25 protein-coding genes and 2 tRNA genes are annotated in these 22,875 nt (G+C 59.8%); 13 read left to right on the top strand and 14 right to left on the bottom strand.

The genetic code is table 11. The features are described from left to right. Positions 1-66: 66 nt before the first annotated feature. Positions 67-1,503 (bottom strand): MFS transporter, encoded by a 1,437-nt coding sequence (locus ACIQAL_RS06725; protein WP_401143898.1) that lies wholly within the window; start codon positions 1,501-1,503, stop codon positions 67-69. Positions 1,504-1,618: 115 nt separating this feature from the next. On the opposite strand from ACIQAL_RS06725, the gene ACIQAL_RS06720 reads away from it, so the two are divergent. Next, on the top strand, positions 1,619-2,938 hold the full coding sequence (locus tag ACIQAL_RS06720) for an Nramp family divalent metal transporter (protein ID WP_401143896.1): 1,320 nt from the start codon (positions 1,619-1,621) through the stop codon (positions 2,936-2,938). A 294-nt stretch (positions 2,939-3,232) separates the two neighbouring features. On the opposite strand, the gene ACIQAL_RS06715 is transcribed toward ACIQAL_RS06720, so the two are convergent. Together ACIQAL_RS06715 and pbpG are read right to left on the bottom strand one after the other, a co-directional pair. After that, on the bottom strand, positions 3,233-3,691 hold the full coding sequence (locus ACIQAL_RS06715) for a DUF2214 family protein (protein ID WP_401143894.1): 459 nt from the start codon (positions 3,689-3,691) through the stop codon (positions 3,233-3,235). Positions 3,692-3,880: 189 nt separating this feature from the next. Further along, positions 3,881-4,816 (bottom strand): D-alanyl-D-alanine endopeptidase, encoded by a 936-nt coding sequence (gene pbpG / locus ACIQAL_RS06710; protein WP_401143892.1) that lies wholly within the window; start codon positions 4,814-4,816, stop codon positions 3,881-3,883. A 284-nt stretch (positions 4,817-5,100) separates the two neighbouring features. Between pbpG and ACIQAL_RS06705 the strand changes: the two genes are divergently transcribed. Then, on the top strand, positions 5,101-5,661 hold the full coding sequence (locus ACIQAL_RS06705) for a hypothetical protein (RefSeq protein WP_401143890.1): 561 nt from the start codon (positions 5,101-5,103) through the stop codon (positions 5,659-5,661). A gap of 117 nt (positions 5,662-5,778) precedes the next feature. On the opposite strand, the gene ACIQAL_RS06700 is transcribed toward ACIQAL_RS06705, so the two are convergent. Next, a complete protein-coding gene (locus tag ACIQAL_RS06700) occupies positions 5,779-5,961 on the bottom strand; it encodes a hypothetical protein (RefSeq protein WP_341964039.1) in 183 nt (60 codons plus the stop codon). Between the two features lie 277 nt (positions 5,962-6,238). Continuing rightward, positions 6,239-6,592 (bottom strand): hypothetical protein, encoded by a 354-nt coding sequence (locus ACIQAL_RS06695; protein ID WP_341964040.1) that lies wholly within the window; start codon positions 6,590-6,592, stop codon positions 6,239-6,241. A 226-nt stretch (positions 6,593-6,818) separates the two neighbouring features. Here ACIQAL_RS06695 and ACIQAL_RS06690 point away from each other — a divergent pair, with 226 nt between their 5' ends. Then, positions 6,819-7,631, top strand: a complete 813-nt coding sequence (locus tag ACIQAL_RS06690) for a shikimate 5-dehydrogenase (protein ID WP_401143887.1) — start codon at positions 6,819-6,821, stop codon at positions 7,629-7,631. Between the two features lie 327 nt (positions 7,632-7,958). Here the strand turns inward: ACIQAL_RS06690 and ACIQAL_RS06685 are convergent, their stop codons facing one another. Next, entirely contained in the window at positions 7,959-8,627 is a 669-nt protein-coding gene (locus ACIQAL_RS06685; protein WP_401143885.1) for a YceH family protein, read from the bottom strand. A gap of 119 nt (positions 8,628-8,746) precedes the next feature. On the opposite strand from ACIQAL_RS06685, the gene ACIQAL_RS06680 reads away from it, so the two are divergent. Then, the gene (locus ACIQAL_RS06680; RefSeq protein WP_401143883.1) at positions 8,747-9,265 is read left to right on the top strand and encodes a DUF1993 family protein; all 519 of its coding nucleotides are present in this window, start codon (positions 8,747-8,749) and stop codon (positions 9,263-9,265) included. A 189-nt stretch (positions 9,266-9,454) separates the two neighbouring features. Beyond that, a complete protein-coding gene (locus ACIQAL_RS06675; protein ID WP_401143882.1) occupies positions 9,455-10,612 on the top strand; it encodes an MFS transporter in 1,158 nt (385 codons plus the stop codon). Here ACIQAL_RS06675 and nhaR read toward each other — a convergent pair. Beyond that, the gene (gene nhaR / locus ACIQAL_RS06670) at positions 10,609-11,505 is read right to left on the bottom strand and encodes a transcriptional activator NhaR (protein ID WP_401143880.1); all 897 of its coding nucleotides are present in this window, start codon (positions 11,503-11,505) and stop codon (positions 10,609-10,611) included. The two genes, ACIQAL_RS06675 and nhaR, sit on opposite strands and share 4 nt — an antisense overlap. A gap of 129 nt (positions 11,506-11,634) precedes the next feature. Here nhaR and ACIQAL_RS06665 point away from each other — a divergent pair, with 129 nt between their 5' ends. Then, positions 11,635-12,399, top strand: a complete 765-nt coding sequence (locus ACIQAL_RS06665; RefSeq protein ID WP_401143878.1) for a TerC family protein — start codon at positions 11,635-11,637, stop codon at positions 12,397-12,399. A 94-nt stretch (positions 12,400-12,493) separates the two neighbouring features. Here ACIQAL_RS06665 and ACIQAL_RS06660 read toward each other — a convergent pair whose 3' ends face one another. After that, complete coding sequence (locus ACIQAL_RS06660; RefSeq protein WP_401143876.1) at positions 12,494-12,673, bottom strand: hypothetical protein; 180 nt, start codon at positions 12,671-12,673, stop codon at positions 12,494-12,496. A 228-nt stretch (positions 12,674-12,901) separates the two neighbouring features. Between ACIQAL_RS06660 and ACIQAL_RS06655 the strand changes: the two genes are divergently transcribed. Next, on the top strand, positions 12,902-13,588 hold the full coding sequence (locus ACIQAL_RS06655) for a cysteine peptidase family C39 domain-containing protein (RefSeq protein WP_401143874.1): 687 nt from the start codon (positions 12,902-12,904) through the stop codon (positions 13,586-13,588). Positions 13,589-13,835: 247 nt separating this feature from the next. Here ACIQAL_RS06655 and ACIQAL_RS06650 read toward each other — a convergent pair whose 3' ends face one another. Next, complete coding sequence (locus ACIQAL_RS06650; protein WP_401143872.1) at positions 13,836-15,119, bottom strand: NAD(P)/FAD-dependent oxidoreductase; 1,284 nt, start codon at positions 15,117-15,119, stop codon at positions 13,836-13,838. Positions 15,120-15,324: 205 nt separating this feature from the next. Here ACIQAL_RS06650 and ACIQAL_RS06645 point away from each other — a divergent pair. Beyond that, a tRNA-Val gene (locus ACIQAL_RS06645) sits at positions 15,325-15,401 on the top strand. A gap of 88 nt (positions 15,402-15,489) precedes the next feature. On the opposite strand, the gene ACIQAL_RS06640 is transcribed toward ACIQAL_RS06645, so the two are convergent. Both ACIQAL_RS06640 and ACIQAL_RS06635 read right to left on the bottom strand, forming a co-directional pair. Further along, complete coding sequence (locus tag ACIQAL_RS06640; RefSeq protein WP_256665182.1) at positions 15,490-15,714, bottom strand: hypothetical protein; 225 nt, start codon at positions 15,712-15,714, stop codon at positions 15,490-15,492. A gap of 160 nt (positions 15,715-15,874) precedes the next feature. Beyond that, positions 15,875-16,222 (bottom strand): hypothetical protein, encoded by a 348-nt coding sequence (locus tag ACIQAL_RS06635; protein WP_401143870.1) that lies wholly within the window; start codon positions 16,220-16,222, stop codon positions 15,875-15,877. Positions 16,223-16,433: 211 nt separating this feature from the next. On the opposite strand from ACIQAL_RS06635, the gene ACIQAL_RS06630 reads away from it, so the two are divergent. The 3 genes from ACIQAL_RS06630 (at position 16,434) to ACIQAL_RS06620 (ending at position 17,748) form a co-directional block, all read left to right on the top strand. Continuing rightward, a tRNA-Val gene (locus tag ACIQAL_RS06630) sits at positions 16,434-16,510 on the top strand. Between the two features lie 242 nt (positions 16,511-16,752). Next, entirely contained in the window at positions 16,753-17,310 is a 558-nt protein-coding gene (locus ACIQAL_RS06625) for a DUF4174 domain-containing protein (RefSeq protein ID WP_401143869.1), read from the top strand. Between the two features lie 93 nt (positions 17,311-17,403). Beyond that, on the top strand, positions 17,404-17,748 hold the full coding sequence (locus ACIQAL_RS06620) for a 2-oxoacid ferredoxin oxidoreductase (RefSeq protein WP_401143867.1): 345 nt from the start codon (positions 17,404-17,406) through the stop codon (positions 17,746-17,748). A 69-nt stretch (positions 17,749-17,817) separates the two neighbouring features. On the opposite strand, the gene ACIQAL_RS06615 is transcribed toward ACIQAL_RS06620, so the two are convergent. The 3 genes from ACIQAL_RS06615 to ACIQAL_RS06605 all read right to left on the bottom strand — a co-directional run bounded on the left by ACIQAL_RS06615 (position 17,818) and on the right by ACIQAL_RS06605 (position 21,059). Continuing rightward, positions 17,818-18,450 carry a DUF5666 domain-containing protein gene (locus ACIQAL_RS06615; RefSeq protein ID WP_401143865.1) on the bottom strand — a complete coding sequence of 211 codons (633 nt, stop codon included), beginning with the start codon at positions 18,448-18,450 and terminating at the stop codon, positions 17,818-17,820. 222 nt (positions 18,451-18,672) lie between these two features. Continuing rightward, complete coding sequence (dacB, locus tag ACIQAL_RS06610) at positions 18,673-20,139, bottom strand: D-alanyl-D-alanine carboxypeptidase/D-alanyl-D-alanine-endopeptidase (RefSeq protein ID WP_401143863.1); 1,467 nt, start codon at positions 20,137-20,139, stop codon at positions 18,673-18,675. A 329-nt stretch (positions 20,140-20,468) separates the two neighbouring features. Continuing rightward, the gene (locus ACIQAL_RS06605; protein WP_401143861.1) at positions 20,469-21,059 is read right to left on the bottom strand and encodes an NADPH-dependent FMN reductase; all 591 of its coding nucleotides are present in this window, start codon (positions 21,057-21,059) and stop codon (positions 20,469-20,471) included. A gap of 285 nt (positions 21,060-21,344) precedes the next feature. Here ACIQAL_RS06605 and ACIQAL_RS06600 point away from each other — a divergent pair, with 285 nt between their 5' ends. Both ACIQAL_RS06600 and ACIQAL_RS06595 read left to right on the top strand, forming a co-directional pair. Continuing rightward, positions 21,345-21,689, top strand: a complete 345-nt coding sequence (locus ACIQAL_RS06600) for a YggL family protein (RefSeq protein WP_401143859.1) — start codon at positions 21,345-21,347, stop codon at positions 21,687-21,689. Positions 21,690-22,372: 683 nt separating this feature from the next. Then, complete coding sequence (locus tag ACIQAL_RS06595) at positions 22,373-22,762, top strand: hypothetical protein (RefSeq protein ID WP_401143857.1); 390 nt, start codon at positions 22,373-22,375, stop codon at positions 22,760-22,762. The last annotated feature ends 113 nt before the right edge of the window (positions 22,763-22,875 follow it).

The following is a 22,875-nucleotide window of genomic DNA, read 5'->3' as shown; positions in this document are numbered from 1 at the left end:
CAGATCGTCAGCAAGCTGGACTCCCACGGCCTTCGGCCAGAATCAAAAGCCCTTGCCCTGCGCCCCTCACCGATGCGCAATATCCTCCAGCGCCAGGTTCCGCGTTTTCGGCCCGAACGCGCCGATGGTGATGATCACGATCAGCATGCTGACGACGATGAAGGTCAACACCCCCGGCGTGCCGAAATGGTCGAGGAACAGGCCGATCAACAGGCTGCTGAACACCGTGGACAAGCGACTGAACGAGTAACAGAACCCCACCGCGCGGGCGCGAATATTGGTGGGGAACAGCTCGCTCTGGTACGAGTGATAGGCGAAGCTCAGCCACGCATTGCAGAACGTGATCATCACCCCGCAGACGATCAGCCCCACCGCCGTACTCTGTTGCGCGAAGAGGGTGCCGAAGATCATGGCCCCCAGCGCCGAACCGACGATCTGCCACTTGTTCTCGAAACGGTTGGCGAACTTCACGAACAGCAGCGGCCCCAGCGGGTAGGCGAGGGTGATGATGAAGGCATATGCCAGGCTGTGGGTGACGCTGACGCCTTGACCCGAGAGCAAGGCCGGCAGCCAGTTGCCGAAGCCGAAAAAGCCGATGGCCTGGAACACATGAAACACAATGAGCATCAGCGCACGACGGCGGTAAGGCGGCTGCCAGATGTCAGCGAAACGGCCTTTGCCTTCGACAGCCACGTTGTGGGTTTCCGGAGCGTCCAGCGCCTGGCCATGGTCCTTCACACAGCGTGCTTCGAGGTCGTCCATGATCTTTTCGGCCTCGGCGAACCGTCCGTGCTGCGCCAGCCAGCGTGGCGATTCCGGCAACCGTGAACGCAACCACCAGATGAACAGCGCGAACACCGCACTGGCGATGACCACCCAACGCCAGCCCGCAATGCCGAACGGGTCCTGTGGCACCAGCCACCAAGACATCAACGCCACCGACGGCACCGACAGAAACTGCACAAAGAACGCAAAGGCGAACGCCGAACTGCGCATGCGCTTGGGCACCAGCTCCGAGAGGTAGGCGTCGATGGTCACCAGCTCGATGCCCAGGCCGATGCCCACCAGAAAACGCATGCAGATGATGCCCAGCGCTGACGTCTGAATGCCCATCAGTACCGTGGCGACGGTGTACCAGATCAGCGCAAAGGTGAAGATCGCTCGGCGGCCAAAGCGATCGGCAATCGGGCTAAGCAGGCTGGCGCCGAGAAACAGGCCGAGAAAGGTCGCCGAGGCGAATGCGGCCTGGTCGGAAAAGCCAAACACGCCCTGCGCGCCCGTGGCGAAGAGGCCGTCGCGAATCAGACCGGGGCTGATGTAGGCGGTCTGGAACAGGTCATAGAGTTCGAAGAACCCGCCGATGGACAGCAGCGCCACCAGTTTCCAGATCGTTGAAACGGCAGGAAGGCGATCGATGCGGGCAGAAATCCGGGCGGCACGAACGGGGTCGATGCCATCCATTGGGGTTTGGGCAGGGTCGGAGGAGGGCGAAAGCGAAGACATTATTGTTTTCCAGTTCCGTGGGACGACGCATGTTAGAGCTTTTGCAGAGATTCAAGACAAAATATTTCCCTGCGTTTAAGCTTCATGGCTGATCGCAATCACCCGCCGGACTCCCGTGAAATACAAACTCCCCACCACCGCCACTGCGCCGTTTTGCCCCTCTGCCGTGACCGACACCGTCGCGATTCCGGCCAATGCTTCGTTCCTGCGCAAGCTGATGCTGTTCGTCGGGCCGGGCCTGCTGATCTCCATCGGCTACATGGACCCCGGCAATTGGGCGACGGCTATCGAAGCGGGGTCGCGTTTCGGTTACGCGCTGCTGTTTGTGGTGGTGCTGGCGAGCCTGTCCGGGATGGTGTTGCAGAACTTGTGTTCGCGTCTGGGGATCGCCACCGGCCGAGACCTGGCGCAGTTGTCGGCTGAACGCTACAGCCGTCGTGTGGGCATGGGGCAGTGGATTCTGGCCGAGCTGTCGATTCTCGCGACGGACCTGGCGGAAGTGTTGGGCGCGGCGCTGGCCTTTCACCTGCTGCTCGGCGTGTCGATCACCACGGGCGTGGCGTTGACGGCGTTCGACACGGTGATTGTGCTGGCGTTGCAGGGCGCCAATTTTCGTCGTCTGGAAGCGATCATTCTGGGCCTGATCGCCACCATTGCCACCTGCTTCTTTATTGAACTGGTGCTGATCAAACCCTTCTGGCCGGACGTGGTTGCCGGGTTGAAACCGTCGTGGGACGTGTTGAGTCAGCAAGAACCGCTGTACATCGCCATCGGCATTCTGGGCGCGACCGTCATGCCCCATAACCTCTATCTGCACTCGTCAGTGGTGCAGACCCGGGTCAACGGCACTTCTGTCGAGAGCAAGGCCAGTGCGATTCGTTATGCGCGGGTCGACACCATCGCGTCCCTGAGCCTGGCGCTGGTGATCAACGCAGCGATCCTGATCCTTGCTGCGGCGGCCTTTCATGGCAACGGCCATTCCGACGTGGTGGAAATTCAGGACGCCTACCACCTACTCGATCCGCTGGTGGGCGGCGCCCTGGCCAGTGTGCTGTTCGGGGTTGCGCTGCTGGCGGCGGGGCAGAGTTCGACGTTCACCGGGACCATCGCCGGTCAGGTGGTGCTGGAAGGTTTCCTCAACGCCAAGATCCCGTGCTGGCAACGCCGCCTGATCACGCGGGCGTTGGCGCTGATTCCGGCACTGGCCGGCGTGATCTGGTTCGGCGACGGGGCGGTGGGCAAGATGCTGGTGCTGAGCCAGGTCGTCCTCAGCCTGCAACTGCCGTTCGCCTTGTGGCCGCTGATCCGCTTCACCAGCGACAGACAGCTCATGGGGCCGTTTGCCAATAACACCGTGACCAAGGTCCTGGCGTGGGGGCTGTTCGGCCTGATCTCGCTGGCGAACGTGATGTTGATGGTGTTTTGGGTGAGTTGAGTTTGGTGGCGCTTGCGGCGTTCGATCCGGTGCCACGTTTTTTGATTCTGGCCCGAAATGATGGCTATACCTCGATCCGCTTCTGGCCGCAGGCCGTGGGAGTGCCGGGGTGGCGCTCCACCTTGCCTACGATCTGTTGCGAAGCAACAGCAAGACCTGATGACTCAATCATGCTGATACACCGGGTTAGCTGATTTCACTGACGGTTCCCGTCAGATCGCAGGCAAGCCAGCTCCCACGCCTTCGGCAGAAGCAGAATGGTGGCGCGACCAGAGCTTTTGCTTCGTAGCGTTTTCAACTCAACAAAATCCCTCGCGCCATCCCCGTCGCCGCGATCACGATAATCACCATCAACGCCGCTTCCATGTGGCTGATGCGGGCGAAACGTCGTGAGCGGGAGGTGTCGATGGGGAGCTGTTTCTTGAACGCGATGCGCCATTTGATCAGGGCGAACATCGGCACAACTTCCAGCGCCAGAATCGCCACGAAGGCCGTGACTTTCAGGTGAAACAAGGGTTGATGGAGGTAGTAGAACGAGCCTTTCTCCAGCCCGCCGAACGCACGAAAGGCGCCGGTGATCAGCAGAATCCCCGCTGACACCGCCCAGATGTTGTCGACCACGAACACGTCGCGAAAGGAACGGGGATCGTCCGTGCGCAATCTGCGCAGTGCCCGCCCCCTTGCCAGAACCGCCGCCAGCGCGAAACCGAACGCCAACAGATGCAACGCAGCCACTATCCACTTGACGACCATGGTGCTACTCCCCCGAGCGGTATCCGAAACAAGCCGATACACCTCAAGCGTAGCGGGTCGCGGCCGTTATGCGCGGCAGGATTGATGAAACTGTTGTCAGTTCCGCAGCTTAGCGCTGCCGGGGAAGGGGGCAAGGTGGCGTTCTGGCGAACGCCATTGAGGGCAAATCCGATGATGCGAAGCGTCGAATCAATCCGACGCTTGCAGGCCTTTCTGCTTCATGACCAGATTCTTTTCCTTCTTGTACTGCAACGCGACTTCCGGTGCCGGACCGCTCTTACCGGTCTCCATCCACAGGCGCATACGGCTGGCGTCCGCGAAGTGAGTGAACTTGCCGAAGGCGTCCAGAATCACCACCGACACCTGACGGTTGGCCATGCTGGTCAGCAGCACCAGACAATGCCCGGCCTGGTTGGTGAAGCCGGTTTTGGTCAGCTTGATGTCCCAGTTGGACTTGCGCACCAAGTGATCCGTGTTGCTGAAACCCAAGGTGTAGTTGGGTTTACGGAAACTCACGGTTTTCTCTTGGGTGGTGCTCAGCTCACGCAGTAATGGGTAGTTGCGCGCCGCCAGGGCCAGTTTGGTCAGGTCGCGGGCGGTGGACACGTTGAACACCGACAGACCGGTCGGCTCCATGTACACGGTGTGGCTCATGCCCAGCGCCTTGGCCTTGGCGTTCATGGCCTTGATGAACGCCGGATAGCCGCCCGGGTAGCTGTGCGCGAGGCTTGCCGCTGCGCGGTTTTCCGACGACATCAGGGTAATCAGCAGCATGTCGTGGCGGTTGAGTTCGCTGCCCAGTTTCACGCGGGAAAACACGCCTTTCATTTCGGCGGTCTGGGAGATGTCGACCTTGACCATCTCGTCCATCGGCAACTTGGCGTCGAGGGTGACCATGGCGGTCATCAGTTTGGTGACCGAAGCAATCGGCACGATGACGTCGGGATTGCTGGAGTACAGGACCTGGCCGGTTTGCAGATCGGTGATCATGGCGCTGCCGGAAGCCAGATGAAGATTGGCCGGGTCACGATTGAAAGCAGCGGGTTCGTTCGCAAGGGCACCGGTGGAAAGTGCCGAGCCTGTGAGCGCAAAAAACAGGCCGATGAGGGTTGTGCGAATGTTCAAGAGCGAAGCTCACTTAAAAAGAATGGAGAGGGGGTGGACAGTCGGACTTTTTTCAAGAGCGACAACAAGATGGGCGCATTTTAGGAGCATGTTTCTAACTATGTCGATGGCCGGCATAGGACGTTTTGGTATTAAAAACCGCTTGTATGGCATCCGTTCAGGTTAAGGGAGCAAAAAACCTGTATTTGCGGTGGGCGTGTCGATATTCATGGCACTGCGGCCAGTCACGAATTAGCATTCGACGCCATTGATGTTTATCCCTCAAATGACCTAGGAGTTGTGCAATGCCCAAAGGGTTTATCAGCAAGGATTACGCGTCGTTGGTGTTCGGTGCGGCCATCGTTGCGGTGCTCTTGCTCGTCGCGGGCTTGTTCGTGCGGCCGTCGGACTGGGCGGGCTGGATTCAGGCCATCGGCCTGATCGTCGGTCTGATGATGGCGATTACGGTGCCTGCGATTCAGAAACGTCAGGACTTGGCGTTGCAGCGCAAGCAATTGCGGGATCGCGAAACCGGCTATGCGCGGCGGATGCAGTACCTGTGTGGCGAACTCAATGAGCTGCTGGCGAAAATTACGGTGAACCTCGTGCATTTGCGGGCGGCGGATCGGCACCGCTTGCAGCGCACGCTTGAGGATTACCTGCACCGGCTGTTCGAGTCGCACAAGCTGGACCAGAACGACGACCGTGTCGTAATCGCTCATGAACTGCGGTTAGTGGCGAATGAGATGATCGAAGAACTGGAAAGTGGCCGTTCGGACCGGGTCGTCCTCGGGGCGTTGGAAAAACGGTTGCAGAAATTGGCACATCGCTGCCAGGTGAATGCGACCCAGGCTGAGCGGGTTTGATTCTGTTAAACAGGCGGATGCCGCCGGCGTCTCCCGCGCAAAAAAAAGCCCGCATCTGGGATGCGGGCCAAAGGGAAGTGCGGAGCAACGCACGATTCAGGGAATAACGAATTCAGTTCAGCTGTTGAGCTTGCGGGTTTCAAATTGCTGGGACAGGGCTTGGGCCGCAGGCAACGAGGGCAGAGGACCGCTGACCGGCTCGCCGTTCTGGACCAGGTACCAGCAGGCCAGCAAGCCACGTTCGCGAAGCGATGCGGGAACTGCACTGCCGACTACCGACATGATCTGAACCTTGGTCATAAGTGCCTCCATCAATCTATGGCGCTACTTTACGGCGCGATCCCGATCAGCAGAAATCACCGCTCTCGATAGTCGTCATTGATGAGTGACAGGTCAGTTTTTTTGCTGCCGGGGCACAGGAATTGTGCATCCGTTCTCATCCGAAACCTGTGACCCCTTCAGAATCGAGCGCCACGGTCGACACTCAGCAGAAACGAAAACCCCGCCGGTTAGGCGGGGTCTGGTATTCGGGAGGCTGCCGATCGAAGACCGGCAGTTTGGATTCAGGGCATCGCTGTTACCAGCGACCGCCACCGTGATAACCGTGGTAGTAGCCCGGTGGTGGGCCGTAGTAGCGTGGCGGACCGTAGTAGCGTGGGCCATAAACGACGGGACGCTCAACCACGTAGGCCGGCTGATAGTAAACAGGCGGTGGCGGCGGTGCGTAGTACACCGGCGCTGGCGCTGCATACACCGGAGCCGGTGCGGCGTACACAGGGCCGGAAGCCACCGCTGCACCCACCACGCCGCCGACGACTGCGCCGATCACTGCCGCTCCACCCCAGCCTGGGCCGCCGCCATGGGCTTCAGCCTGACCTGCGAGGGCGAGGGCACCTAACAACAAGGCAACCTTGGGGATGTGACGAATCATGACTGTTCCTCGGTGTTCAGTCCCGTTGTCGCGAGCCTGCGTTATGCTCAGGCACTGCCACGGGATAACTGATCAGACAGCGACTTTCCGGAAATCTGCGAAGCCGCTGCGTAAATTTTGTGTAAGGTATTCGGTGACTTTGATGACAAATGCTTCGGTTAATGCCGCAAGCAACTGAATTCTACGCCTTTCTCAGGGCGTTAACGAATACCGTTCGGGAGATTTCATGTTAGTGACTGCAAGCAAGGAAACGCTGTTATGTATGTCCCTCGCCGGGCGCCCCGGCAACTTTGGGGTGCGGTTTCATAACTATCTGTATCAACTGTTGGGCATCAACTTTTATTACAAGACCTTTTCACCGACTGACTTGCCGGCGGCCATCGCGGGCATGCGCTCCCTGGGCATTCGCGGGTGTGGTGTGTCGATGCCGTTCAAGGAGGCCAGCATTGCGTTGATCGATGAGATGGACTCATCGGCGGCGGCGATTCAGTCGATCAACACCATCGTCAATACCGACGGGCATCTGAAGGCTTACAACACCGATTACATTGCCATCGCTCAGTTGGTGGATACCCATGCCGTGCCACGTACCCGGTTTGCTTTGCGAGGTAGCGGTGGAATGGCGAAAGCCGTAGCCTGCGCGATGCGGGATGCCGGTTTCACCGATGGCCTGATTGTGGCGCGTAATGAACAGGCGGGCAGGGCGCTGGCGAAGACCTGCGGGTTTGAATGGCAAGCGGACCTGGGCAGCGAGCGGCCGCGCTTGTTGGTCAATGTGACGCCCTTGGGGATGGCCGGGGATCAGGCGGATGCCTTGGCCTTCGAGAAAGCGGCCATTGAAGCCGCCGACACGGCGTTCGACGTCGTCGCCACCCCGGCCCGTACGCCTTTTATCGTCGCGGCGGAAAAAGCGGGCAAGCGTTTGATCACAGGGGATGAAGTCGCCGCGATTCAGGCGCTGGAGCAGTTCGTGCTCTACACCGGCGTCCGCCCCACCGATGAGCAATATCAAGCCGCAGCGGCGTTTGCTCGCGGCTGACGCGTACAGCCAACACATGGGTGTCGCCTGATAAGCCTTTCGCGAATAAATTCGCTCCCACAGGAATCCGTGCGCATCGAGATGTTGAGTCTGACGCAGCTCAACCGTGGCAGCGAATTCATTCGCGATTGGGGCCAGTAGATTCACCGCATGGGTGTCGCCTGAAAAACCTTTCGCGAATAGATTCACTCCCACAGGAATCCGTGCGCATCGAGATGTTGGATCTGACGCAGCTCAACTGTGGGAGCGAATTCATTCGCGATGCGGCCGACCAGGCGACAGAGACAGATCGGTCAGACAATCAAGTCGCGGCTATCTGTAGCCGTTTCAATCCTCCAGCTTCGCCAGCCGCTCTTCCAGCTCGTTAATCCGCGCCTCTAGCGCTTCGACCCGTTCCGCCAGCGCCGAACCCGCGCCGCTCGAACGCTCCACCGGAGTCTGCCGCGCCGCAAGAATGGCTTCCATGTCTGCCGGATCGCCCAGCGCGTGCATGTAACGGTCTTCCCGTTGCCCGGCCTGTTTCGGGATCAGCACCGCCAGCCCGCGACCGATCAGGCGCTCCAGTTGATGGACCACCGCGTCGGTGTCTTCAAAATCGTGCATGCGGTTGCTGCGAGTCAGCAGTTCGTTGACGGTTTGCGGGCCGCGCAGCAGCAACAAGCCGGTGAGGATGACCTGTGCCGGAACCAGCTCCAGCGTCTTGTCAGCCCGGTGTTCCCAACGATCGGCGCGGCTGCCCATCACCAGACGTGTCAATTGCAGGCTTTCCAGCGCCCGCAGGCTTTGGCCGACCTGACCGGGCGTCAGGTTCATCACCGGCTCGCGGCTGGTCTTCTGGTTGCAGGCCAGGACCAGTGCGTTGAGGGTCAAGGGGTAGGTTTCAGGGTTGGTGGCCTGCTTCTCGATCAGGCAGCCCAAAATACGCACTTCGGTGCTGTTCAACTGCAGCGTGTCTGCGTCGTCGCGACCGTTATCGGAATCCAGCTCGGTGGACATGGCCCGTTCCCTGTGTGTTGAAAAGGCTATGAGGGTAGGGGCTGGATGAGGTAAAAGACAAGCCGCGTTCGCATGTCACTCATGCCTCCCCAATGCGACTCACTCCATCAGGAACTGTCATGACCCTTTCTCTGTACGCCGCTTCGATTCCTGTCTTCAAGCAAATGCTCACCGCGCTGAGCGCCGTGCTGGCCAAGGGTGAAGCCCACGCCACCGCGAAAAACATCCAGCCAGACGCACTGCTGCAGGCGCGTCTGTTCCCGGACATGTTCCAGTTGGTCCGCCAGGTACAGATCGCCGTCGATTTCGCCAAGGGCGCGAGCGCGCGTCTGTCGGGCATCGAGCCGCCGAAGTACGAAGACACCGAAGACACCGAAGTCACCTTCGCCGACCTGCAAGCCCTGTTGACCAAAGTGCTGGCTTTCATCGACACCGTCACCCCTGAACAGGTCGACGGTCACGAAGAGCGCGAAATCGTGTTGCGCCCAGGCACCGACAAAGAAAAACGCATGAGCACTCAGAAATACCTGCTGCACTACTCGCTGCCACAGTTCTTCTTTCACGTCACCACCGCGTACGACCTGCTGCGTCACAACGGTGTGGAAGTGGGCAAGCGCGACTACATGGGCACCTACTGATACAGCCCGTCAGCCTGCGCTGAACCTCTGAATCCGGCCGCCGTCCGATCTGTTCGGGCGGCGGTTTTGTTTTTGTGCGCCGGTCGACCGACTCTGGCGCCGATGTCTGGTACTCTCCGCGCTTCGCACTACGTCATCCCGATTGGCCGCTCCGCAAGGACTGGTCTCTTTGTCGTTTTTGGAGATTTCATGTTTTTCCCTATTTACCTGTTGTCGGCAGCTGGCTTTACCGTGCTGACCACAGAATTCGTCATCGTTGGCCTGTTGCCTGCCATCGCTCGCGACCTGGCCGTGACGATCCCGCAAGCTGGTCTGCTGGTGACCCTGTTCGCCTTCACCGTGGCGTGCTTTGGCCCGTTCCTGACCGCGTACTTTTCGCGCTTCGAGCGCAAGCGTCTGTTCATCTCGGTGCTGATCATGTTCGGCGTCGCCAACGTGGTCGCGGCGTTCGCGCCGAATATCTGGGTGATGGCCGTAGCCCGGCTGATTCCGGCGCTCGGGTTGCCGGTGTTCTGGGCGCTGGCCAGTGAAACGGCGGTCGATATCGTCGGCCCCGATCACGCAGGACGGGCGATCGCCAAGATCGGCTTCGGTATCGTCTGCGCCACGGTGTTCGGGATTCCCGTGGGCACGTTGATTTCCGACGGGTTCGGCTGGCGCACCGCGTTCGTGGTGCTGGCGGTGATGGCCTTCGCCAAGGCGCTGTTGCTGTTTATCTATCTGCCGAAGAGCATGCACAAGGATCAGGCGTCGTTCAGCAGTCAGTTCCGCATCCTGCGCAGCCCCATCATGCAGGGCCACGTGCTGCTCTCGGTGCTGGTCTTCAGCGGCATGTTCACGGCCTACACGTACCTGGCCGACATGCTGGAACGCCTGGCCGGGTTCAACGGCACCGTGGTGGGCTGGTGCCTGATGGGCTTTGGCGCCGTGGGCCTGCTGGGCAATTCGCTGGGTGGGCGCCTGGTGGACCGGCATCCGCTGATCGCCAGCCTGACGTTCTGCACGTTCATGATTGGCGGCATGGTGATGGTGGCGCCGAGCATGCATTCACTGCCAGCCCTGGCGTTGGCCCTTGCAGTCTGGGGCGTGACGCAGGCGGCGTTGTTCCTGGTCAGCCATGTCCGCTTGATGAAGGCCGCCCCGGAAGCCCCGGCATTTGCCGCGTCGCTGAACATTGCCGGGGCGAACCTGGGGATCGGTATCGGTGCCATCGTCGGTGGACGGGTGATCGACCATCTCGGCCTGGCCAACCTGGGTTTCGCGGCGGCCGGGATCATCCTGTTGTCGATTCTGCTGGCCCTGCTGCTGATGACCTTCAAGCCGCGCCCCGTCGGCTGCAACGCTTAGTCGGTGAACAACTGGCGTCGCGCGCCTTCGGTGATGGCGACGATGCCGGGGTGCTTGACCTTGCGCTCGACCGAGATCGCGTAAAACGACTCGGTCACCGCATCGGTCTGGCCGATCAGTTCGACGTCGTACTGAGCCATCACTTCATCGGCGATCACGCTCGGTGCGATGAAGATGCCACTGCCGGACTTGCCAAACGCCTTCATGAGCGCGCTGTCATCGAACTCGCCGACGATCCTCGGCTGCACGTTCTGTTCGGCGAACCAGCGCATCAATCGGCTTCGCACCACGGTCTGCTGGCCGGGAATCAATAGCGGCGCGCCCTGCATGCCGTGGGGGAAATCCTGGCCGTAGGTGCGCGCCAAGGCAGCCGTGGCGAAGAAGCTCACCCCGCATTCCCCCAGTTTCTGGCTGTAGCCCTTGATGTCCAGATGCGAAGGCATGGGGCTGTCGGAAATCACCAGATCCAGGCGCTGAATGGCGAGGTCGGCCAGCAGGCGTTCCAGTTGGTCTTCTCGGCAGGTGATGCGAATCGGCTCGCTCAATTCCATCGTCGGAGCGATCAGCCGGTAAACGATGGATTTGGGCACCACGTCCGCGACACCGACCCGGAACAGGATTTGTTGTTCATCTGGCTGCGCCCGCAGCAACGCTTCCAGCTCGCCGCCAAGCTGAAACATCTGCTCGGCATAGGGCAGGGCGATGCGGCCCATCTCCGTTAGCTCCAGCTGGCGTCCCACCCGCTTGAACAGCTCCACCCCGTAGGTTTGCTCCAACAGGCTAAGCTGACCACTGATGGTTTGCGGCGTAAGGTTCAGTTGCTCGCAGGCACGCACGATGCTGCCAGTCTTGGCCACCACCCAGAAATAGTGCAATTGACGGTAGTTGAGCATGAATTCGCCTCGGCACAGACACTTCGTAAAAAGCGAAGTATACGCCTGATAAATACGAATTTTACTGAAGTGTTTCAGTCCCTAGAATGCCGCCTTGTCTCATCAACGCGACCCAATGGATACCGGCACATGGAATACCTTTTAGAACTGGCTGCAAGCCCCACCGCGTGGATCGCCCTGGCCACGCTGGTGGTCATGGAAATCGTCCTCGGCATCGACAACTTGATCTTCATCTCGATCCTGACTAACAAGCTGCCGGTTCATCAGCGCACGAAGGCGCGCCGCATCGGCATCAGCATGGCGCTGATTCTGCGGCTGGGCTTGCTCAGCACGGTGGCGTGGATTGTCCAGTTGACCGAGCCGGTCGTCGACGTGTTCGGCCAGGTGTTCTCGTGGAAAGACATGATCCTCATCGCCGGTGGCCTGTTCCTGGTGTGGAAGGCGACCACCGAGATTCATCACAGCATGGACATCAAGACCGAGGAAGAGGCCGCGATTTCCAAAACCGTCGTGATGAGCATGGCGGCCGCCATCGGGCAGATCCTCATGCTGGACCTGGTGTTCTCTATCGACAGCATCGTCACCGCCGTCGGCATGACCGAGCATTTGCCGATCATGGTCATCGCTGTGATTGCCGCTGTGATCGTGATGCTGGTGGCGTCCGAGCCCTTGGCGAAGTTCATTAACGAAAACCCGACGGTGGTCATGCTGGCCCTGGGCTTTCTGATCATGATCGGCATGACGCTGATTGCCGAAGGTTTCGGCGCTCACGTGCCGAAGGGCTATGTCTACACGGCGATGGCGTTCTCGGCGCTGATCGAAGTGCTGAACATGCTGGTGCGTCGTTCCCGGCAGCGTAAGCTCGACGCGCAGGCAGCGGCAGCTAAAAGCTAAAGGGCGGGCGCAATGAAAACGGTCGGGATGGGAACACCATCACCGACCGTTTTTTTTCGGCTTTCTTTAGTGATCCGATCAGGTCGGACGGGCGTCAATGCGCCGTGGCATGACGGGGTTTGCGCGCATTCATGGGCGCGGATTTTGGGGTGGTTTCTGAGTTTCTATAATGCGGGTGATGACGGCGGGAAATCCGCATCACTCCCCACAGCATGGCACCGGCCACAGCCAGCCAGGCAGCGATCAACATCACAATGGTCATTCCGAGGCTCATGTGTTCCTCCGGCTCTGCGCTCTTCGTTCTCTCAGTAATCGACAGTCTAGTACGTGGGTTGTTGCTGAAAATTGACCGGTGGTAGGAATTCTGTGACCGATTTGTTCTATCCAGTTCCACCGACTGTGCAGAGAGGCTATACCCGGACCGTCGGCGGCTCTATGATCGGCGTCCAGGCCGGGTTGCAGGTTGCCCCGGCACCTGACAAGTGAGTGAAGAATGTCTCGAATGGAAGTCTCTGGAAGCAAACGGATGTGGTGGGGTCTGGCCTTGACGTTGATGCTGACGGGGTGTGCCGACCCTCACGCGTACAAGCCGGGTTATCCGCCCGTCTACAAAAGCCTGCCCGACCGGGTCGAGCTCAACTCGGTGCCGTTCTTCCGGGGCAAGTCCTACCAAAGCGGACCGTTCGCGCTGGCCAGCATGCTGAGTGTGCACGGCGTGCAGACCACGCCCGGCTTGCTGGAAAAGCCGTTGAAGCTGCCGGCGTCGGAGAAAATCCTGGAACAGAGCATGACGAACGTGGCGCGCGAATACGGTTTCGTGGTGTACCCGGTCGATCATCAACTGCCTGATCTGCTGGCACAGGTGTCCGCCGGTTATCCGGTGATGGTGCGGTTCAGTGAAGGCTCGATGTGGTGGAAAGAGCAACGCTATGGCGTGCTTGTCGGGTTCAACCAGAACAAGCGCAACATGCTCATCTATACCGGGCTGGGTCGCCTGACCGTGAGTTTCGACGAGTTCACTTCGGACTGGGACAACGCGGGCAACTGGGCGATTTTGGTGCAGGGGCCTCGTCAGTTGCCATCGCCGGTGGATCGCGAACGTTGGCTCAAGGCTGCGAATGATCTCGCGCAGGCGGGGCAGGAGCAGGCGGCGGGTGAGGCGGTGAAGGCGTTGAATGCCGCGCATTGAGAATGCGGCCTACGCCAGCACGCCGGTGATGGGCATTTTGGATACAGGGGTTAGGTCGGTCGCAAGAAGCCCGGCACACCGCAGAACACCTGTGGGAGCGAATTCATTCGTGCAGGACCATGCCCCTCCAGCGCCTGAAAGATCTTTCGTCGGATTGCCGCCCAGAATGACTTCGCTTTCACAGTGGAAAACGCGTCATAAAAGGGGGCATCTCATCGCCCCCGAGACCTTTTGCCGCGTGGGGTGATCAGAACCCCAACTTGTCCCGCAAACTGTAATACCAGGCACCCAGCGCCGTCAGCGGCGTGCGCAGCAGCTGCCCGCCGGGGAAGGGGTAGTGCGGCAGTCCGGCGAACGCATCGAAGCGTTCCGCCTGTCCGCGCAGCGCTTCGGCCAGCACTTTGCCCGCCAAGTGGGTGTACGTCACCCCGTGGCCGCTGCAACCCTGCGAGTAATAGATGTTGTCGCCCAGACGGCCGACTTGTGGCAGGCGCGACAGGGTCAGCAGGAAATTGCCGGTCCACGCGTAATCGATTTTCACGTCCTTCAGCTGCGGAAACGCCTTGAGCATTTTGGGACGGATGATGGATTCGATGTTCGCCGGATCGCGCGCGCCATATACCACGCCGCCGCCGAAGATCAGGCGCTTGTCAGCGGAAAGACGGTAGTAATCCAGCAGGTAATTGCAGTCTTCGACGCAGTAGTCTTGTGGCAACAGTGTGCTTGCGAGCTCCTCGCTCAGCGGCTCGGTCGTGATGACCTGCGTACCGCACGGCATCGACTTCGCGGCCAGTTCCGGTACCAGATTTCCCAGATAAGCATTGCCCGCAACGATGATGAACTTCGCCCGCACCTTGCCTTGGGCGGTGTGCACCACCGGGCTGGCGCCACGGTCGATCCTGATGGCGGCCGATTGCTCGTAAATCACGCCGCCCAGCGACTCCACGGCCGCCGCTTCACCGAGTGCCAGGTTCAGCGGATGGATGTGGCCGCCGCTCATGTCCAGCATGCCGCCGATGTATTCATCGCAGGCCACCATTTCGCGGATGCGGCGTTGGTCCATCAACTCCAGCTGGGTATGGCCATAGCGCTCCCAGAGTTTTTTCTGCGCCTCCAGATGACCCATTTGCTTAGGGGTGATGGCCGCGAACACACCGCCGTCTTTCAAGTCGCACTGAATCTGGTATTTGGCCACGCGTTCACGGATGATGCGTCCGCCTTCAAACGCCATCTCGCCCATTAACTGCGCCTGTCTTGCGCCGACCGTGCGCTCGATGACGTCGATGTCCCGGCTGTAGCTGTTGACGATCTGGCCGCCGTTCCGGCCCGACGCGCCGAAGCCCACCTTGGCCGCTTCCAGCACCGTGACCTTGAAGCCGTTCTCCAACAGAAACAGCGCGCTCGACAGCCCGGTATAACCGGCGCCGATCACGCACACATCCGTCTCCACCTCACCTTGCAGCGACGGACGTTCAGGGGCGTGATTGGCGGACGCGGCGTAATAAGACTGAGGGTAAGCGGTGTTCGTCATCCTGTGGCCCCTGTTTAATATTTTTTACGAATGGGGCGATCCTACCTGAGATAAATGGCGGTCACCAGCGGGAAAGAGGCCGCTAGGTGTCTTATATATGTGCCACTCCGCATGGGATTTCTGCAAAAGACGATAGTTATCAGCCGGTTATAAAAAATACTCCGTTGACAGGCTGTTGAATATCCGTAGAATGCCGCTCCACAGCAGGCACGTAGCTCAGTTGGTTAGAGCACCACCTTGACATGGTGGGGGTCGTTGGTTCGAGTCCAATCGCGCCTACCAAACAAATCCACTCTGCTGGGCGGTCATGAGAAGGGCGATCCGAGAGGGTCGCCCTTTTTTGTCGTCGAACGTGTCGAGCCTGAACACGCTAGGTCTCGGCCTTGCCCCGCGTAATACGTCCCGCCTTGATCTCATCCACATACGCCCGTAACCGATCCGCGTCCTTGTACTGCTGGTTCATCAGGTGCAGCACCGCCACGACGTCTACATCGTTGATACGCTCGGCCAAACGGCTGATTTCTCCGGCCGTGCGTTCAAGGTTGCCGGCGATGGCGTTGAGGTCGCGCTTGAGTTCCAGCGCTGATTTTTTCATTCCCACGATCATGTTCCCCAGCTATCGACAGGGCAGGGCGAGAGGTTGTGCCTTTAATACCCCTGCGATGTAACAGGGATGTGATGATACGACAGTTCCGGCTTTTTTCCGGCCATGAAAAAGGCGCCGATCGGGCGCCTTTTCATGAGGTTGGCATTGGTTAGCCGCCAGCACCGCCTGCGCTGGACGAGCCGCCTGACGAGGCCTTGGAACCGCTGCCCGACGAACCGCTTCCGGTGGTAGAGCCGCCTGGCAAATCGACGTCATTGCTGCCGCCGGTTCCGTTGCTCATCGCGCCGGTGTTCATGCCGCGACGAATGCCGTTTGCCGGGTTCGCTGGGTCCATGTCAGTACCTTGTCGTTCGATGTCCGCGCCTTGTATCCGTGGATCCTGGCCCGTCTGCGAGGGCGGTGGTCCTACGGATGGAGACGCCGCGCCAGCCAACGCTGCCATCGAGCCACACGCCAGCGCACAACCCAGCGCCAGTGCCGCAAATGATTTGTTCATCGGGAGATCTCCATGTCTAGGGTCCTGTCTTGACTTAGGCTCTTGAGAATCGAACAGAGTGCCGTCATGGCGACCAACGGTCATGGGACGGATCGGAGCGTGGTGGAAACGCGTCCGCGAGGCCTCTGCAAAAAATTCGCATATTCATAGGGTTAACGTGAAAAAAGACGTTGACACACATTTGAATATCCGTAGAATGCCGACCCACAGCAGGCACGTAGCTCAGTTGGTTAGAGCACCACCTTGACATGGTGGGGGTCGTTGGTTCGAGTCCAATCGCGCCTACCAAACAAAATCCGCTCTGCTGGGCGGTCGCGAAAAGGGTGAGTCGAGAGACTCACCCTTTTTTGTTGTCTGTGTTTTTTACGTTCCTCCAAAAGCTCCGGCTCAGGTGTACCGGTGGCTTCAGGCATTTCTTCTCTATTTCTCAAACCCTTACGCAGAAAAAAATCCTGATTTTTCAGTCTCTCGGCTGGACCTTTTGCCACGATGCGCGATCATCAGTGCATGGAAATCGAAAGGAGGTGCGTATGTTTACTCGGTCGCTGACCCTTGCCGTCCTGTTGGCTGTTGCCGGTCCCCTATTGGCAGCTGATGCAGACACCCCGTTGGCGCAGGAGCGTGGCAAGTCGCGTCCGCTGATCATCATCGCCTCCCGTTCCGAGGACCCGACGCTGGTGAAGCTGAAGAAAAGCCTCGATGAGCCCGCCAATAAAGAAGCCTTCGCCAAGCGCAACATGGTGCTCTACACCATCGTCTCTCTGGTCGGGCAACGGAACGGCAAGGACATGGACGCGCAGTCGACCATGGCGCTGATTCGGGAATTGAAACTCGGCGTGCTGGACAAGAACCAGGCACAAGTGATTCTGGTGGGCAAGGACGGCGAGAAGAAGATCGATCACAAAGGCGCGATTGATCCCAAGGAAATTTTCAGCACCATCGACCAGATGCCGATGGCCGAGAAAGAGGCCGCAGCCGCTGCACCGGTCGCGCCCGCGGCGGAGCCCAAAGCCGCGACGCAGAATGGCAAACCGGGCAAGGCAGGTAAAGCGGCACCTGCCGCGCCCCCCGCTGGACTGGATGACTGATCCAGCGCGTCCGGCGTTGGCAATGCGCATCATGTCAGTAGGGCAGGCTTACGCTTACTGGTAAGATCGGTCCTTTTTATCGAAGGGACTGTCATGAAACATTGGGCGGGAGCTGTGGCGCTGGCGCTGCTGGCGGGGTGCATGGGCTTGAATCAAACGCGTTCGGCCGGGCCTGCGCAGGTGTATGCGAGCCAGAAACCTGCCGCTGCGGTGGCCGAATGCATCAAGGTCAGCTGGGGCAATTTGCAGCTGTTCGGTGATGTCGCCGATGTCTTCATGGAGCAGGGCAAGCTTGGGGAGTTCACGGTGTACACCACCGAAGGCGAGTATTTCGCAGACGTGAGTGCGAAGGGCGGCTCCACCGCAATCAGCTTCTACGCCAAACCCGGCGGCAAGGCGGTGGACCAGCGTGGAGCGATGGTGGCGACGTGCTTGTGAGGTGCTGAAACGCTGTTTAAGCGCTATTGATTCTGGCCATCCGGCCAGAATCAAAGCGGCGTAAGTGCCTCACATCGGCGGTGTCACGCCATTCTCACCAGCAGAAATCGACAGTGCGCTCAGCGAACCGTCCGCTGCCGGTTGGGCTTGCACGATGATCTTCACACCCGGCTTGAGCAGGCTGCGGTCGCCGGGCACCAGGTTGACGATGGGCACGTCATCCGGGATTACGATCTTCTTCTGGCCACCCTTGTAGTTGACGGTAATGGTGCGGCCGTTGCTGGTCACCAGATCGCCCACCGAGCCATTGGTCATTGTGCTGTCCTTGCCCAGGTCGAACGCCCGATGGCCGTCGCCTGTGCCGGCCATTTCCGGCGGGAACACGTGCACTTCCAGCGCTTTCAGCGTGCCGTCGGCCTGGGGAACGGCGGCTGAACCCACGTAACTGCCCGGTTTGATATCGGCGACCTGTGCCAGCGTCACGCCGCGCACTTGTGTGTCTTTGGTCAGCTTGACCTGCAGGTCTTCGTTGCGGTTGCTGTGAACCTTCAGTACATCGCCGTCAATCGCGGTGATTGCGCCGCGCACGCGGGTCGGCTTGGCATCTTCTGCTTGAGAGGGTCCGGCCATCAGCATGGCGGATGCCAACAGACTGGAAATCAGCAGGGTGTCACGCAGTCGCTTGACTGTTGTGATCTTCATGGTGTCGCAATCCTGTGTGGTGAATCAGAACGCCGAGCTTAGCGTTACCCGCACAGGAAGTGGATGACATCACTGTCAGAATTGGCAGCCTGCGCTTGAGGCGTTTCAGGGCATGGCGCGGGAACATGCACAGACGCCCATGGGCGCGCGAGGCGTGCAGAGCAGAGAGGGGATTCAGGCGCGCCGTCGCGAGACACGACAGCGCGCTGCTCGAAGCGCTTATTACGGTTGCAGCGAGATGGACGTGTTGGCCAGTTTTGGCTGGTTGAACATGCTCACCAGCACTTCATCAAGAATCGACGAGGCACCCCATGGGCGGGCGTCGTTGAGGATCGCAACCACGACCCAGGTGTTGCCATTGCTGTCACGGCTGAATCCGGCGATGGCGCGAACGGTATTCAGGGTGCCGGTCTTGATGTGCGCCTCACCCCGCAGCGCGGTGCGTTTCAGGCGTTTGCGCATGGTGCCGTCCATGCCCGCCAGCGGCAACGAGCTCATGAACTCGGCTTGGTACGGGCTGTTCCATGCGGCCTGAAGCATTTGCGCCATTTCACGAGCGCTCACCCGTTCAGCACGGGACAGCCCAGAACCGTTCTCCATGACCAAATGCGGCGCGGTGATGCCTTTCTTCGCCAGCCACTGACGGATGACCCGTTGCGCGGCCTTGGCGTCATCGCCATCCGCCTCGTTGCGGAACTCAGAACCCAGGCTCAGGAACAGTTGCTGGGCCATCGTGTTGTTACTGAATTTGTTGATGTCGCGAATGATTTCCGCGAGGTCCGGTGAGTAGGCCTTGGCCAGCAGTTTGGCGCTGCCGGGCACGACGTCCAGACGGTCCTTGCCGAGAATGGTGCCGCCCAGTTCTTGCCAGATGGCGCGCACGGCACCGGCGGTGTAGGTCGGGTGGTCGAGCAGCGACAGGTAAGTCTGCGAGTTGCAGCCGTCGCCCAGTTGGCCGGACACCGTGACGGTGATGCCGCCATCGGCCTCAGGGACCGGGTTGTACAGCACGTCGCCGGTGCATTTGTTCGACGACAGCGCCTTGACCTGATTATTGATGTGAATGGCTGCGATAGGCGGTTCGACCGAGACCAGAATCTTGCCGCCATCGTTGCGGGTCACGAAACGCAGGGCCTTGAGGTTGACCATCAGCGAATCGGGGCGGACCAGGAACGGTTTGTTCTTGTCGTTGCCGTCGTCATCGAACACCGGCAGTTGCGGCTGGATGAAATGGCTGCGGTCCAACACCAGATCGCCCGTCACTTGCTGCACGCCATTGGCGCGCAGGTCACGCATCAACAGCCAGAGTTTTTCCATGTTCAGCTTCGGATCACCGCCGCCCTTGAGGAACAGGTTGCCGCGCAGGACGCCGTTGCTCAGGGTGCCATCGGTGTAGAACTCGGTTTTCCACTGATGGGTCGGGCCGAGCATTTCCAGCGACGCGTAGGTGGTGATCAGCTTCATGGTCGACGCCGGGTTCACCGAGACGTCAGCGTTGAACACGGTCGGGGTGCCCGGGCCGGTCAGCGGAAGCATGACCAGGGAGAGGGCATCGTTGTTCAGTTTGGCGACCTTGAGGGCCTCTTGAACCTTGGGGGGCAATGCGGTGTTGATCGGGGCAGCGGCAACAGACAGCGAAATCGGTAGAAGCAGGGTGGCAAAAAACAACGGACGCAAAGACTTGATCATTCAATAAACCCTACTGCAATGAAGAGGGACAACCGGAGGGGATGGATTCCCTCGTGACATGAAAACGGCCGCGACTGAAAAGTGTCCCGGCCCAACAGGCAAAAATAGCGCCCGGTGACAGTGCGGCATTATGCCCCAAGCTTTCGTGACTTGCGCCGGGGGACAGCCGTCAAACCGCCCTATTTTTTCAAATCTTGTCGAATTGTCACGTGAAACGACAGGCTTCTGTCTGTTTTCGCGAAATCGGCGGCCGTGAAAAACCACCTTTCAGGGGGCTTCTTGTCTTGGCAGAGGCGGAGGAAATCAAGCATCCCGGCTCAGCGCACGCGTCAATAAGGTGTGCCCTGATCCCTTTGCCGACGCAACGCCTCGGCATACCACTCGAACTCATCGAGAAACCTGTCCATCTGCTTCAACGTCCGCTCATCTTTCGGTTGACCGTCATCGGCCAACGCCTCGCCAATGCGCGGGATGGAAAAGAGGCTTGGAATGCTCGGCATGCCCAGCTCCCCCAAAATCATTCGAAGCTGCATCGCCGCTCGCACGCCGCCGAAACCACCTGCCGAGTAGCAGGCAATCGCAGAAGGCCGCCACAAGTACTCTTCCAGAAAATGGTCCAGAAGGTTTTTCAATGCAGGGGGGACGCCGTGGTTGTATTCGGCACTCACCAGCAGAAAACCGTCGGCACGGCGATAAAGCGCGGCCAGGTTTTCCAGATCGGCAGGTGCGGACCCTTTGGGGTATTCCTTGTACATGCGGTCCAGCAGCGGAAGGCGCGTGACCATCGGGTCAACGAGAACGGCTTCATGTCCTCGCGCTTCGAGGGCGGTCAGGAGCAGTCGAGCGGCCTTTATGCCTTGTCGGTCACTGCGAACCGAGCCTAAGAGAACCGCGACGGTGAGGGGGGATGGGGTCGGCATGGGGTGCTCCTGAATCATGGGTCTTGGCGAATGTGTAACGCTGAACTCCAGCACTGGACCTGCCCAAGGTTTGACGCGGATGACCCCGGGCAAGGCTTTACGAAGCTATAGACCATGAGAGAAGCAAGCATGCAGATCGGCAACCGTTCAGGTGACCCGTGCGCGCCTATTCAAACGCGGCAGGCCGCAAGCAGCAGGCAGTGCGTCGCGGCGTCAAAGATCACCAGCCATCCTGACGCCTGACTCTGGTAGACTCCGCGCCGTAATTACCTAGAGGATTATTTCATGGCTACCAATCGCTCCCGCCGCCTGCGCAAAAAGCTCTGCGTGGATGAATTTCAAGAGTTGGGTTTTGAACTGAATCTGGAATTCAAGGAGGACCTGTCCGACGAGGCGATTGACGCGTTCCTGGACGATTTCCTCTCCGACGCGATGGACGCCAACGGTCTGGATTATGTCGGTGGTGATGACTATGGCCTGGTGTGCCTGGCCAACCGCGGCTCCGTCACCGAAGAGCAGCGCGCCACCGTTGAAGCCTGGCTCAAAGGCCGTAGCGAACTCGTGAAGGTTGAAGTGAGCCCGCTGATTGACGCCTGGTACCCGGAGAAGCCGATCGAAGCTGCAAAGTGATCGCGCCTTGATCCGGCTTTTAATGCCGGGTCTCGATCAAGCCACCCTGACGGGTGGCTTTTTTTTGTCTCGATCCGGGCGAAACACCCTTCATCCTGCCGTGCGCCCTGTCAGTCAAGTGCTTGCCCGCGCCATACCCCTCTCTTCTAGCTCTAGCCAAATTGCCCCGATGCCCCTCAGGCAACGGGCTCGCTCCATCTTCCCGTTTTGATCCAAGGTCCTTCGCGGTCTCGCCGGATTATCACCGAGGCCATGAGCGGTCATAGTTCGATCCCTTGAAATGACATGCGCCACAGGGGAGCCCGGATTGGCGACATCGCCTTAGCGCGCACTGCACGTTGGCCAACTCCCTCAATGACATGGCGCTAACGGACATCGAGCTTCCCGTGACGCGCAGGCAAGCCCCCTAATCCTGACAGCTGCGATATCCGCGGCCCTCTCTCACGTACAACACTGGATACACCCGGCGTTCGTTCAGTGGTTCATCCCCCCTCCACCGAGGAGTACCACTATGGATCGGCGCCTGCTGGCATTGGCGACGAGTATGTTTTCACTGGGCACCGGCGGTTTTATCGTGGCAGGGCTGTTGCCACAGATCGCGCTCGCGTTCAGCGTATCCGCGGGCGCCGCGGCGCAGATGTTGACGGTGTTCGCGGTGTCGTACGCGCTGCTGGCGCCCACTGTTGCAGCGCTGGCGGGAGCGCAAGGTGCTGATCGTGATGCTGACCCTGATGATCCTCGACTTGCTGACCCTGCCATGGACCAGCGCGAACCTCTGGACCGCGGATGTGGCGATCCTGGTTTGGGGCGCCTGCGGATGGGGGTTGCTGGTGCCGCAACAACACCGATTGGTCTCCATCGCGCCCAACGCAGCGGCGATGGTGCTGGGCCTCAACGTGTCCTTCACCTACCTCGGTATCTCGGCGGCCGGGGTGATCGGTGCCTTCTTCATTCCGCTGGTGGGAGTCTACAATCTGGGGCTCGTCGGCGCCGGTTTCGCGGTATTGGCGTTCGCGTTATCGGAGCTGGCGACCCGAGTCATCCATGCTCGTTTTTGCGTGGCCGAGATCTAAGGGGAGGGGCGAACACCGGCTCATCGCGGATTAAAAAAGATGACGTGCCAAACCGGAGCGGCACGTCATCTGGCGTGGTTAATACCTCGATTGTCCCAGAACATCGAGGCGTG

The organism is Pseudomonas sp. NPDC088368 (assembly GCF_044753445.1).
In the GTDB taxonomy this organism is placed as follows: Bacteria; Pseudomonadota; Gammaproteobacteria; order Pseudomonadales; family Pseudomonadaceae; genus Aquipseudomonas; species Aquipseudomonas bambusae.
The sequence above is the reverse complement of the archived record's forward strand: the minus strand, read 5'-3'. Positions and strand labels throughout refer to the sequence as shown.

Bases quoted from the DNA above. Each gene is read 5' to 3' on its own strand.
- ACIQAL_RS06715 (WP_401143894.1), bottom strand. From the start codon at position 3,691: ATGGTCGTCAAGTGGATAGTGGCTGCGTTGCATCTGTTGGCGTTCGGT.
- nhaR (WP_401143880.1), bottom strand. From the start codon at position 11,505: ATGCTCAACTACCGTCAATTGCACTATTTCTGGGTGGTGGCCAAGACT.
- ACIQAL_RS06700 (WP_341964039.1), bottom strand. From the start codon at position 5,961: ATGACCAAGGTTCAGATCATGTCGGTAGTCGGCAGTGCAGTTCCCGCA.
- ACIQAL_RS06625 (WP_401143869.1), top strand. From the start codon at position 16,753: ATGTTTACTCGGTCGCTGACCCTTGCCGTCCTGTTGGCTGTTGCCGGT.
- ACIQAL_RS06695 (WP_341964040.1), bottom strand. From the start codon at position 6,592: ATGATTCGTCACATCCCCAAGGTTGCCTTGTTGTTAGGTGCCCTCGCC.
- ACIQAL_RS06635 (WP_401143870.1), bottom strand. From the start codon at position 16,222: ATGAACAAATCATTTGCGGCACTGGCGCTGGGTTGTGCGCTGGCGTGT.
- ACIQAL_RS06620 (WP_401143867.1), top strand. From the start codon at position 17,404: ATGAAACATTGGGCGGGAGCTGTGGCGCTGGCGCTGCTGGCGGGGTGC.
- ACIQAL_RS06660 (WP_401143876.1), bottom strand. From the start codon at position 12,673: ATGAGCCTCGGAATGACCATTGTGATGTTGATCGCTGCCTGGCTGGCT.
- ACIQAL_RS06650 (WP_401143872.1), bottom strand. From the start codon at position 15,119: ATGACGAACACCGCTTACCCTCAGTCTTATTACGCCGCGTCCGCCAAT.
- ACIQAL_RS06690 (WP_401143887.1), top strand. From the start codon at position 6,819: ATGTTAGTGACTGCAAGCAAGGAAACGCTGTTATGTATGTCCCTCGCC.
- dacB (WP_401143863.1), bottom strand. From the start codon at position 20,139: ATGATCAAGTCTTTGCGTCCGTTGTTTTTTGCCACCCTGCTTCTACCG.
- ACIQAL_RS06605 (WP_401143861.1), bottom strand. From the start codon at position 21,059: ATGCCGACCCCATCCCCCCTCACCGTCGCGGTTCTCTTAGGCTCGGTT.
- ACIQAL_RS06705 (WP_401143890.1), top strand. From the start codon at position 5,101: ATGCCCAAAGGGTTTATCAGCAAGGATTACGCGTCGTTGGTGTTCGGT.
- ACIQAL_RS06600 (WP_401143859.1), top strand. From the start codon at position 21,345: ATGGCTACCAATCGCTCCCGCCGCCTGCGCAAAAAGCTCTGCGTGGAT.
- ACIQAL_RS06685 (WP_401143885.1), bottom strand. From the start codon at position 8,627: ATGTCCACCGAGCTGGATTCCGATAACGGTCGCGACGACGCAGACACG.
- ACIQAL_RS06725 (WP_401143898.1), bottom strand. From the start codon at position 1,503: ATGTCTTCGCTTTCGCCCTCCTCCGACCCTGCCCAAACCCCAATGGAT.
- ACIQAL_RS06615 (WP_401143865.1), bottom strand. From the start codon at position 18,450: ATGAAGATCACAACAGTCAAGCGACTGCGTGACACCCTGCTGATTTCC.
- ACIQAL_RS06680 (WP_401143883.1), top strand. From the start codon at position 8,747: ATGACCCTTTCTCTGTACGCCGCTTCGATTCCTGTCTTCAAGCAAATG.
- ACIQAL_RS06675 (WP_401143882.1), top strand. From the start codon at position 9,455: ATGTTTTTCCCTATTTACCTGTTGTCGGCAGCTGGCTTTACCGTGCTG.
- ACIQAL_RS06655 (WP_401143874.1), top strand. From the start codon at position 12,902: ATGGAAGTCTCTGGAAGCAAACGGATGTGGTGGGGTCTGGCCTTGACG.
- ACIQAL_RS06640 (WP_256665182.1), bottom strand. From the start codon at position 15,714: ATGAAAAAATCAGCGCTGGAACTCAAGCGCGACCTCAACGCCATCGCC.
- ACIQAL_RS06665 (WP_401143878.1), top strand. From the start codon at position 11,635: ATGGAATACCTTTTAGAACTGGCTGCAAGCCCCACCGCGTGGATCGCC.